The organism is Schwartzia sp. (in: firmicutes) (assembly GCF_978017985.1).
The window spans coordinates 1-10,685 of the sequence record NZ_CDXDFU010000149.1 but is presented as its reverse complement, the minus strand read 5'-3'; the positions used below and the strand labels follow the sequence as shown (position 1 = coordinate 10,685).

The 10,685-nt window shown below is 48.5% G+C and carries 8 protein-coding genes; all 8 read left to right on the top strand.

All coding sequences use genetic code 11. The features are described from left to right. The first annotated feature begins 158 nt into the window (after nt 1-158). Nucleotides 159-1,559: a MocR-like pyridoxine biosynthesis transcription factor PdxR gene (gene pdxR / locus ACY69O_RS06865; protein ID WP_462332726.1), complete on the top strand. Its 1,401-nt coding sequence runs from the start codon at nt 159-161 to the stop codon at nt 1,557-1,559. A 102-nt stretch (nt 1,560-1,661) separates the two neighbouring features. Next, nucleotides 1,662-3,293, top strand: a complete 1,632-nt coding sequence (hcp, locus tag ACY69O_RS06860) for a hydroxylamine reductase (RefSeq protein WP_462332725.1) — start codon at nt 1,662-1,664, stop codon at nt 3,291-3,293. A gap of 16 nt (nt 3,294-3,309) precedes the next feature. After that, a complete protein-coding gene (locus ACY69O_RS06855; protein WP_462332724.1) occupies nt 3,310-4,005 on the top strand; it encodes a Crp/Fnr family transcriptional regulator in 696 nt (231 codons plus the stop codon). 23 nt (nt 4,006-4,028) lie between these two features. Continuing rightward, nucleotides 4,029-4,736, top strand: a complete 708-nt coding sequence (locus ACY69O_RS06850; protein ID WP_462332723.1) for an ATP-binding protein — start codon at nt 4,029-4,031, stop codon at nt 4,734-4,736. Between the two features lie 115 nt (nt 4,737-4,851). Beyond that, nucleotides 4,852-5,997: an exonuclease SbcCD subunit D gene (locus ACY69O_RS06845; RefSeq protein WP_462332722.1), complete on the top strand. Its 1,146-nt coding sequence runs from the start codon at nt 4,852-4,854 to the stop codon at nt 5,995-5,997. Between the two features lies 1 nt (nt 5,998). Further along, a complete protein-coding gene (locus tag ACY69O_RS06840) occupies nt 5,999-9,178 on the top strand; it encodes an AAA family ATPase (RefSeq protein ID WP_462332721.1) in 3,180 nt (1,059 codons plus the stop codon). A 112-nt stretch (nt 9,179-9,290) separates the two neighbouring features. Next, complete coding sequence (locus ACY69O_RS06835) at nt 9,291-10,334, top strand: extracellular solute-binding protein (protein ID WP_462332720.1); 1,044 nt, start codon at nt 9,291-9,293, stop codon at nt 10,332-10,334. Nucleotides 10,335-10,414: 80 nt separating this feature from the next. Further along, on the top strand, nt 10,415-10,685 hold a 271-nt coding region (locus ACY69O_RS06830; protein ID WP_462332719.1), incomplete at its 3' end, for an ATP-binding cassette domain-containing protein.

Sequence of the window (10,685 nt, the reverse complement as noted above, 5' to 3'; positions counted from 1 at the left end):
GGGTATCTCTCCGAGGAGTTCCGCCGCCGCAGGACAACGGATAGTCCCTATGTGTGGAATCAGTACACTGTGCTTCTTATGCCGCATTCGGACAGCCTTGTCATGCAGATGATACGCCGTGCGCCCCACGCATTTCACAGGGGAAATGAGGCGTAACGATGCTGACATATTCATTTGAGAATACGGGGAAAATTCCTCTTTATGAGCATCTTTACCGATGCATTCGTGATGATATACTTGCGGGGCGTCTCACCCCGGGTGAAAAGCTGCCGTCGAAGAGAACTTTGGCACGTAATCTCGGTATAAGCACGATAACCGTGGAAAATGCCTACGGGCAGCTTACAGCGGAAGGATACTGCCGCTCTGCGCCGAAGAAGGGTTTTTTCGTTACGGAGACTCTTGAAAAAATGCCGGTTCAGGCGAAGCCTGCGGAAGTTCCTGAGCTGCCGCAGACTGAGGCAAAGGCATGGAAGATTGATTTTACGGCGAATACAATGCGTGCGGAGGATTTTCCCTTCGCAATATGGACAAGACTTTTACGTCAGGTGGTAAGTGAGGCATCTGACGAGCTTTTGATGCGCTCGCCCAGCGGCGGAGTTTTGGCGCTGAGACAGGCAATAGCAGACCATCTGCGCAGCTTTCGGGGGCTTGTTGTGTCGCCCGAGCAGATAGTAATCGGTGCGGGAACGGAGTATTTGTACAGTCTGCTTGTGAAGTTTTTCGGCAGGGACAAGATTTTCTGTGTCGAAAATCCGGGCTATGACCGTATCCGTAAGGTGTATAAAAGCAACGGGGCTGTATGTGCTGCGGCAGATATGGACACACAGGGGGTCCGTCTTGATGAGGTGGAACGGTGCGGGACGGATATTCTTCATATCAGCCCGTCGCATCATTTTCCTACGGGAATCATCATGCCTGTAAGCCGCAGATATGAGCTTCTTGCGTGGGCGAACCGCAAACCGGGGCGCTGCATTATCGAGGATGATTACGACAGCGAGTTCCGAATGACGGGACGTCCTATACCTACGCTTATGAGTATAGACGCGGCAGGACGTGTTATATACATGAATACCTTCAGTAAGAGTCTCACGCCTACTATCCGTATAAGCTATATGGTGCTGCCTGCGAATATGGTAAAACCCTTCTTTGAAAAGGTCGGATTTTACAACTGTACCGTCTCGAACTTCGAGCAGTATACTCTGGCGCGGTTCATTGGGGACGGGTATTTTGAAAAGCATATAAACCGCATGAGAAATATTTATCGACGCAGGAGAGAAGAGCTTTTGTCCCTGCTGCGTTCATCCGAGAATGCAAAAAGGCTCTCTATAATTGAACGAGGCTCAGGACTCCATTTTCTTCTGCGGTTCAATACACGGCAGAGTGACGCGGAGATTGTTGAGCGACTGGAAAACATGGGTATACATATGCGTCCGTTGGCGGCGTATTACGAAGGTGAGCATCCCGATGCCGAGCATATTTTTGTGCTGAACTATTCGAATCTGGACGTTGAAAAGCTTGAGCAGGGATTGTTTCGCGGGATTGCCGGCTGCAAAGATTAATTAAAAAATTTTTCTGCCCGTAACAAATGGTACGGAATTTATATGGCATAAAAATATATACTCTCCATGGAATGAATCATGTATTTAACAGGAGGAATTTTTGTGGAGAATAAAATGTTTTGCTATCAGTGTCAGGAGACAGCAGGAGGAAAAGGCTGTACGCTCATGGGCGTCTGCGGTAAATCTCCTGATGTGGCGGCCATGCAGGATTTGCTTGTATATGTAACTAAGGGACTTGGAGCTGTTGCGACACGTCTCCGCGAGGAAGGAAAGAAGGTTTCCCGCGAAGTCAATCACCTGGTAACGCTTAATCTTTTCGTTACCATAACGAATGCAAATTTCGACCGTGATGATATTATCAGCCGTATTGAAAAGACAATGGCTGTGCGAAACGAGCTTGTAGGGCTGCTGACAGATAAAAACGGACTGCCTGATGCCGCGGTATGGTCTGCTTCAAGGGAAGCATTTGCCGCAAAGGCGGTAACAGTCGGTGTTCTTCGCACGGAAAACGAGGATATCAGAAGCCTGCGTGAGCTTATCACCTATGGACTCAAGGGCCTGTCTGCGTATATGAAGCATGCGAACGTGCTTGGAAAAGAGGACGAAACCATCGACGCTTTTCAGCAGGCGGCGCTTGCAAAGCTTTTGGATGACAGCATCGGGGCAGAGGCTCTTACAGGACTTGCGCTTGCTGCAGGTGAGCAGGGCGTAAAGGCCATGGCACTTCTTGACTCGGCGAATACTGAAGCATACGGCAATCCGGAAATTACTTCCGTTGATACAGGTGTCCGTAATAATCCGGGCATACTGATTTCAGGTCATGACCTCCTTGATTTGGAAATGCTTCTGGAGCAGACTGCCGGAACAGGTGTAGATGTCTATACTCACGGCGAGATGCTTCCGGCGCATTACTATCCGAAATTCAAAAAATATCCTCATTTTGCAGGGAACTACGGAAATGCGTGGTGGAAGCAGAAGGAGGAGTTCGAGGCCTTTGGCGGTCCGATACTGATGACGACAAACTGCGTTGTTCCGCCGAATGAGTCATACAAGGCACGTCTTTTCACTACGGGAGCAACAGGTGTGCCAGGCTGTGTGCATATTGATGCGAAGGACGGAAAAAAGGATTTCACTCAGATTATTGAGCTGGCTAAAAAATGCCGGCCGCCTAAGGAGCTTGAGCACGGCACTATAGTCGGCGGCTTTGCCCATGAACAGGTATTTGCGCTCGCTGACAAGGTTGTTGAGGCTGTTAAATCAGGCGCGATAAAGAAATTTGTCGTAATGGCAGGCTGTGACGGCAGAATGAAATCCCGCAGCTATTACGAGGATTTTGCAAAGGCGCTGCCGAAGGATACGGTTATTCTCACGGCAGGGTGTGCAAAGTATAAATATATCAAGCTGCCTTTGGGCGATATCGGAGGAATCCCCCGTGTGCTTGATGCGGGACAGTGCAATGATTCCTATTCTCTCGCACTTATTGCACTGAAGCTGAAGGAAGTATTCGGACTTGATGATATCAATGAGCTTCCGATTGTTTATAACATTTCATGGTATGAGCAGAAGGCTGTTATTGTTCTTTTGGCACTGCTGCACCTTGGAGTAAAAAATATTCATCTCGGGCCGACACTGCCTGCATTCCTTTCACCGAACGTAGCCAATGTGCTGGTGGAAAATTTCGGTATTGGCGGAATAACAGATGTTGAGTCGGATATAAAAACACTTTTAGGCTGATGAAAGGGCGAATGCTATGACGCATGAAAGAAGACAGATTCTGTCAGAGATTCTCGGGAAAAATCCGCTGGTTGCGGGACTGAGTGAAGATGAACTGGAAAATTTCATAGCGTCAAGCAGCGCAAAAGAACTGGTATATGAAGAGAGCGGAGCGGTTTTCCATGAGGGAGACCGCCCTGCATATATCTATATTCTTATTTCAGGAGCTATACATATACAGAAAAGCGCTTTTTCCGGACGTCACATTCTGCTTACGACTATCAACGAGCCCGGTGATATGTTCGGAGAGGTCTACTTGTTCCTGAAGCAGCCGTACGATATATACGTGGAGGCTGATGCAGGAACACGGCTTTTGGCATTGTCGGGCTCATGCTTCGGTGATGGCGGAGAATCAGGCTCCCGCGCGCAGTTTGTGCTGCAGAGAAATCTGCTTTCTGTTTTCGCACGGAAAGCATACTCCATGAACCGCAAGCTGCAGGTATTATCCGGAGGGAGCCTGCGCGAAAAGCTGGCACGTCTGGTGTTTCAGGAAATGGATGAAAATGGTGTGATGGAGCTTGATGGAAGCCGCGAGACTCTGGCCGACTGGCTGGCGGTAACGCGTCCTTCCCTGTCGCGGGAGCTGGGTGCCATGCAGAGAGACGGAATCCTGAGCGTTGACGGAAGAAAAATTATGGTAGCGGACCGGAATAAATTTGAGCAGTATTTGTAAGGATAAGAAAGAGGAGAATACAGTTGATTAGAAAGATTGTATCAATTGACGAGGAGAAATGCACAGGCTGCGGTCTTTGCGCTGATGCATGCCATGAAAATGCCATTCAGATAGAGAACGGAAAGGCACGTCTTGTGAAGGACGATTACTGTGATGGGCTGGGGGACTGCCTTCCCGCATGCCCTGCCGATGCTATTTCCATTATAGAGCGTGAAGCGGCAGCATACGATGAGGAAGCCGTCATGACACGTAAGGAAGCAATGAAGAAGCCTGCTGAATTTGTGTGCCCGGGAATGGTTGCAAAAAGGCTTAATGTGCAGGAAAATAAAATGCCTGCAGCGGAAGCTCAGACGCAGGAAGCAAGCGAGCTTCGTACATGGCCGGTTCAGATTCAGCTTGCGCCGATAAAGGCTGCGTACTTTGACAGGGCAAGACTTTTGATTGCTGCCGATTGTACTGCGTATGCCTATGCAGGCTTTCATCAAAAGTTTATCCGTGGTAAGGTGGCGCTTATCGGGTGTCCTAAGCTTGATCCTGTGGATTACAGCGAAAAGCTGACTGAAATTCTCAGGCAGAACAATATTGAGAGCATACATGTTGTCCGCATGGAGGTTCCTTGCTGCGGCGGTATGGAATATGCGGTAAAAGAGGCTATTCAAAGGAGCGGCAAGCTGCTTCCATGGCGTGTTACGGTAATATCGCCTGAAGGATATGTTATCGACGAACGTTAAGCTATAATCGGAATAAAATTGCTGCCTTCCCCTAAAGGAGAAGGCTCTTTTTTATTTGTAACGATTGAATGATGGTATAATTATAAGATAAATAATCTTTTCGGGAGGCAGAGATATGCGCTTTTTTCATTTGTCGGATCTGCATATCGGACTGAAGCTCATGAATCATGACCTGGGTGAGGACCAGCGGCATGTTTTCAAAGAAATCGTATCTTTTGTAAAGAGCAGACAGCCTGATGCCATCGTTATAGCGGGAGATATATACGACAAAGGAATTCCGTCGGCGGAGGCTGTTGAGCTTTTTGATGATTTCGTGAATATGCTCACTGAAGCTGCGCCGAATGCGGAAATAATGATGATAAGCGGAAACCATGACAGCGGTTCCAGGGTAAATGTGTTCCGTGGAATTTTAAGCCGTCAGCACATTCACATGATTGGACTTCCCCCTCGCCGCAAGGGAGAGCATATAGAAAAGGTCGTTCTGCATGATGAAAACGGCGCAGTTAATTTCTATCTGCTGCCCTTCGTGAAACCGTCTATGGTACGCGGCATCGTCGCAGCGGAGGACGAGAGCAGTCTTACCTACGAGGAATCAATCCGCCGTCTCATAGCAGGGGAAAATATTGATACGGAAGAACGCAATGTCATAGTGAGCCATCAGTTTTTTCTGCCGACGGGTACAAAGGCGGAAAGCGTTGAACGGATGGAATCGGAAATCCCGACGGTGGGAAACGTGGACGCGGTCAGCGCTGAGGTTCTGGCACCCTTTGACTATGCTGCTCTAGGGCATATTCATAAGCCAATGAAGGTTGGCTCGGAGACCTTGCGCTACTGCGGTACTCCGCTCGCATGCTCTGTCAGCGAAGCAGGACAGACGAAGGGAATCATTGAAGTAACTATGGGAGCAAAGGGAGAGGTATCCACTGAGGTGCTGCCTCTGAAGCCGCTGAGAGAGGTCCGTGTGCTTAAAGGGACACTGGAAGAGCTTATTGCTCAGCCCTCAGGTGATTATATTACGGCTGTGCTTACTGACAAAAATGAGCAGGATTCCATGGACATACAGGACCGTCTGCATCAGGCGTTCCCGAATCTTTTGGAGATACGTCGCGAGAATGTGCGTATGGCTGATTATCACGCGGAGCTGACGGGAGTAAAGCATCTTGATGCTTTTGACCTGTGTACCGGTTTTTTGTCCGACCTTGACGGCGAAGAGAAGGATGTTTTGCGTGATGTCATAAATGCGGTTCGGGGGGTGAAGTGATATGAGACCGGAAAAACTTACAATGCAGGCCTTTGGGTCGTACGGCGAAAAGACGGTCATTGATTTCACGAAACCGAATCAGAATCTTTTCCTGATTACGGGAGACACGGGCGCGGGGAAAACGACTATTTTTGATGCCATGGTTTTTGCCCTCTACGGAGCAGTGAGCGCCGACGATAACAGAAAAGAAGGAGAGGCACTTCAGAGTCAGTTCGTCGGGATTGATGTTACGCCTTTTGTTGAGCTTGTTTTCACAGAGGAAGACGGTGGAGAACGAAAGACTTATATTGTAAAGCGTGTACCGCGCCATATCCGCCCGCTGAAGCGGGGTAACGGCAAAAAGGAAGAGTCCGGGTCCGTATCTCTGACAATGCCGGACGGAACGGAATACGATACAAAAACAACAGATGAAAAGCTGATAGAACTTATCGGACTCACAAAGCAGCAGTTCATGCAGGTCGGTATGATAGCCCAGGGAGAATTCCGTCGCCTGTTGGTTGCGAAATCAAATGAGAAAAAGGAAATATTCCGCCGGCTTTTCAATACGGAAATATATCAGAAAATCGTGGACGAGCTTCAGGAACGGCGCAGAAAAGAGCAGTCGGAAATAGATAAGCTTTGGGCTGATGTAAAGGCACAGGTGGGAATCCTGCAGTTTACGGAGGAACAGGAGCTCTCTAAGCATTGTGATTCTATAAAAACTGCGAAAAAGCCTGCGGTTTCAGAGCTTGAAGCCCTTATGGAGGGGCTCGAAGCTTTCTGTCAAAAGGATCGGGTGGCACTTTCAAAACTGGAAAACGAGCGTAAGGAAGCTGCACGTGTCCGTGACGAAAAAAAGGCGGCACTTGCGACAGCGGAAGCACTTTTGGAGTCATTCAATCAGCTGGAAAATGCTCAAAAGACAATAGCGGACAAAGAAAAGCTTGCGGCTGAGATGGAGAAAAAGGAGCTGCTTTCAAACCGTATAGCCGCGGCATACGATATTTTAGCGGTTTACAGACGTTTTGAGGACGCTGATAAGGACCTGCGCAGTTCAGAGGAAAAACGTTCCGCGCAGGAAAAGCTTTTGCCGGGGCTTACAGAAAAGGCAGAGAGTGCTGCGAAAACCGAGGCTGCGGCAAAGACCGCGCAGCAGGCAGCAGAGGGCGGACTGGCGGCAATAAAGGTAAAGGCTGATGCTGCGCTTAAGCTCTTTGACGAACTCAAGGGTGCTGAAAAAACAGTCAACACTGCAAGGAGCGCATGGGAAAAGGCGGCTTCGGAAAAGGAAACGGCAAAAAAAGCACTGGAAAGCTTCGACACGGATATCAATGACAAGCGCAAAGAAGCAGACTCTTTGCAGAATGCAGGAGCAGAATTCAAGGACGTGGAAAATAAAATCGCTTCCATAAGGGAGGCGGAGGTACACCTGAACTCTGCAAAAACAGCGAATGATGAATACCATAAATACATCGCTGATTATAAAACCGCCTCGGAAACGTACGCGACAGCCAGAAAAAACTATGAAACCGCAAACGGAGAATTCGTTTCCGTTCAGAAAGCGTTTCTCGACGCGCAGGCGGGCTTCCTTGCACGGGAACAGCTTCATGAGGGTGAGCCCTGCCCTGTGTGCGGCTCCGTAGAGCACCCTGCACCATGCAGACTTCCCGAAGGACAGGAGCACCTGACCCGGGAGATGGTGGAGCAGGCAAAGACAGAAGCGGAACGCTGCGCAAAAGCACAGGAAGCTTCATCGAAAGCTGCAGGCGAAAAAAATGCGGCACTTGAAGCAAAAAAAGAAGAGCTGAGGGGGCTGCTCAGTGCATTGAGAAGCGCAATGCAAAAGGTTATTGAGGTTCCTGATGAGCTTCGTCTTCCGCTTGCCGAGAGAATGATTGCAGAAGCAAGTGATGAACTCGGCGAGAAGGAAAAATCGCTGAAGAAAAAAATAAAGCGGTATAATGAGCTTCAAAACGAACTGCAGAAAACGGACGAAAAACGTGAGTCTCTGAAAAAGGCAGAGGAACAGAGCTTACAAAATGAGAGCCAAGCAAAGACAGACTTTGATTCTGCTGCAGCGGCTCTTGAAACTCTGAAGAAAAGAAAGAACGAGTACGAAACGGAAGCTGAGGCCAGGGAGGCCCTCAAAAAGGCTCAGAATGAAAAAGCAGATAAGGACAAAAAGCTTGAAATGGCGCATGATGAAGCCGAAAAATCGGCAAAAGCAATGAATGAATCGAAAGCGTTGATTGAAAGCTGTAAAAAGGAGATACCAAAAAAGAAAGAGGAATTACAAAAACGCCTTGATGAATACGAATCTGTTTACCGGTCAAAAGATTTTTCCGAGCTTGAATGGCAGGAGCTTACCCGCGAGCATGAAAAAGATGAGTCAGCTGCACTTCGGGATGAGGTTCAGCAGTTCAGGCAGGAGATAATAAGCGCAAAGGCAGTTGAAGCGTCCGCAGACAAAGCAGTCAAAGGACAGGAAAAGCCTGATATAGACGCGCTGAAAGCTGCAGCGGATGCTTCCGATACCGTAGCGAAGGAAGCACAGACACGTTATGAAGAGCTTTCGGGACGTGTAAAAACCAATGAAGCCGCGTATAAAAATCTTTTGAATGGGCTTGCCGAGAGAAAAGAGCGCATGCACAGTTACGGGGTCATAGACGGCCTTTACAGCCGCCTTTCCGGCAATGTTACCGGCGCCCGTATGGATATTGAAACATTCGTGCAGAGATATTACCTGGAAAATATCCTTCACGCCGCGAATCAGCGATTTTATACGATGTCAGGAGGACAGTTCGAGCTGCGCATGATGAATATTGAGGATGCAGGAGCCGGAAAGAATCAGGGGCTTGATCTCTTGGTGCACTCCTTCGTGAATAATAATGAACGTAGGGTGGATTCTCTTTCCGGAGGTGAGTCATTCATGGCGGCACTTTCACTTGCTCTTGGTATGGCGGACCAGATTCAGGCCGAGACAGCGTCAATCCGTCTCGATGTCATGTTCATCGACGAAGGATTCGGGTCCCTTGATGGAGCAAAATGCGGGCAGGCAGTGCGCATTCTGCAGCGCATGGCAGGCAGCGACAGGCTTATCGGAGTTATCTCCCATGTGTCCGAGCTGAAGCAGAGTATTGAAGACCAGCTTATCGTTACAAAGGATGAAGAAGGCAGCCACACACGCTGGGTTATCAGCTGACGGACGAAACGTAAAAAAATAATGTTTTGTGGAAAAATAATTTCTTTTGTATTATACTTTGGTTATAAGTTTGTTTCGGAAAGGCAATCAATAAAACGGAGGCGACGGAAAAATGAAAAAAACATTCCTCTTGCTGGGGACACTTCTTTGTGCTCTGGCAATGCTCTTGAGCGGCTGTGGAGGCGGAGACAAAAAAGCAGACGCGCCGAAGGGCGGAGACAAGGAACTCACGGTCTACACGGCACGCAGTGAGAGCCTGAACAATGCAGTTATCCAGAACTTTGAAAAAGACACGGGAATTAAAGTAAATGTAGTCGTTGCCGGCACGGGCGAGGTCGTTAAGCGCGTCGCGTCGGAGAAGGCTAATCCTCTCGGAGATATTCTCTGGGCAGGCAGCGAGGCTATGCTCGCATCCAAGAAGGATCTTTTCCAGGAATATGTATCTCCTGAGGACAAAAACATGATGCCGGAATTCCGCAACACGACGAAATTCTTCACACCGGCATTCTCTGACCCGACAGTCATGATTGTTAATACGGACATGACGAAGGACATGAAGATTGAGGGCTTTGCTGATCTTTTGAATCCTGCTCTTAAGGGCAAGATTGCTTTCGGAGACCCGGTCAATTCTTCCTCGGCATTCCAGTCCCTCGTCGTTATGCTCTATGATATGGGCAACGGTGAGCCGTTCAGCGAAGGCGCATGGAACTATGTGGATAAATTCCTCGCTCAGCTTCAGGGCAAGATGTCCAACAGCTCCAGTCAGGTTTATAAAGGCGTAGCAGGCGGTGAGTATGCTGTAGGTCTTACATGGGAGGATCCTGCGGCTTCTCTCGTGAAGAGCGGCGCACACGTAAAGGTTGTTTTCCCGAAGGAAGGCGCCCTTTATGCTCCGCAGAGCGTTCAGATTATCAAGAACTGCAAACATCCTGAGAACGCAAAGAAATTCATCGACTATATGCTGTCTGAAAAGATTCAGAACCTCGTAGGCACAACGCTGACGGTGCGCCCGCTTCGTCAGGGTGCTAAGCTCGCAGATTACATGACACCTGCTGACAAAATCAAGATTGCTCCGAAATTCGATGAGAAATGGGTATCGGAGAACAAAGACAAGTTTACCAAGATGTTCACTGAGCACCTTGAAAAATCCATGTAAGTTAGAAAACGAGAGCGCCGGCACATGGGAGATACTTTATGTGTCGGCGTTTTTTATTGAGAAGGAGTAAGGAAAAAGAAATGAGTGTTTCCATCGAAATTTCTGATGTAGTAAAAAAATATCAGGATAATACGGTTATTAAAGGGTTGTCCCTGTCAATAAAACCGGGAGAGTTTTTCACACTGCTCGGCCCGTCGGGCTGCGGCAAAACAACGCTTCTGCGTATGATTATCGGATTTAACTCCATTGAGGGCGGTACTATCGCGGTTGACGGCAATGTTATCAATGATATTCCTGTCAACAAGCGCAACATGGGTATGGTTTTCCAAAACTATGCGATTTTCCCCCATC

Excerpts from the sequence above, each read along its gene's own strand:
- pdxR (WP_462332726.1), top strand. The coding sequence starts at position 159 with ATGCTGACATATTCATTTGAGAATACGGGGAAAATTCCTCTTTATGAG.
- ACY69O_RS06855 (WP_462332724.1), top strand. The coding sequence starts at position 3,310 with ATGACGCATGAAAGAAGACAGATTCTGTCAGAGATTCTCGGGAAAAAT.
- ACY69O_RS06845 (WP_462332722.1), top strand. The coding sequence starts at position 4,852 with ATGCGCTTTTTTCATTTGTCGGATCTGCATATCGGACTGAAGCTCATG.
- ACY69O_RS06840 (WP_462332721.1), top strand. The coding sequence starts at position 5,999 with ATGAGACCGGAAAAACTTACAATGCAGGCCTTTGGGTCGTACGGCGAA.
- ACY69O_RS06835 (WP_462332720.1), top strand. The coding sequence starts at position 9,291 with ATGAAAAAAACATTCCTCTTGCTGGGGACACTTCTTTGTGCTCTGGCA.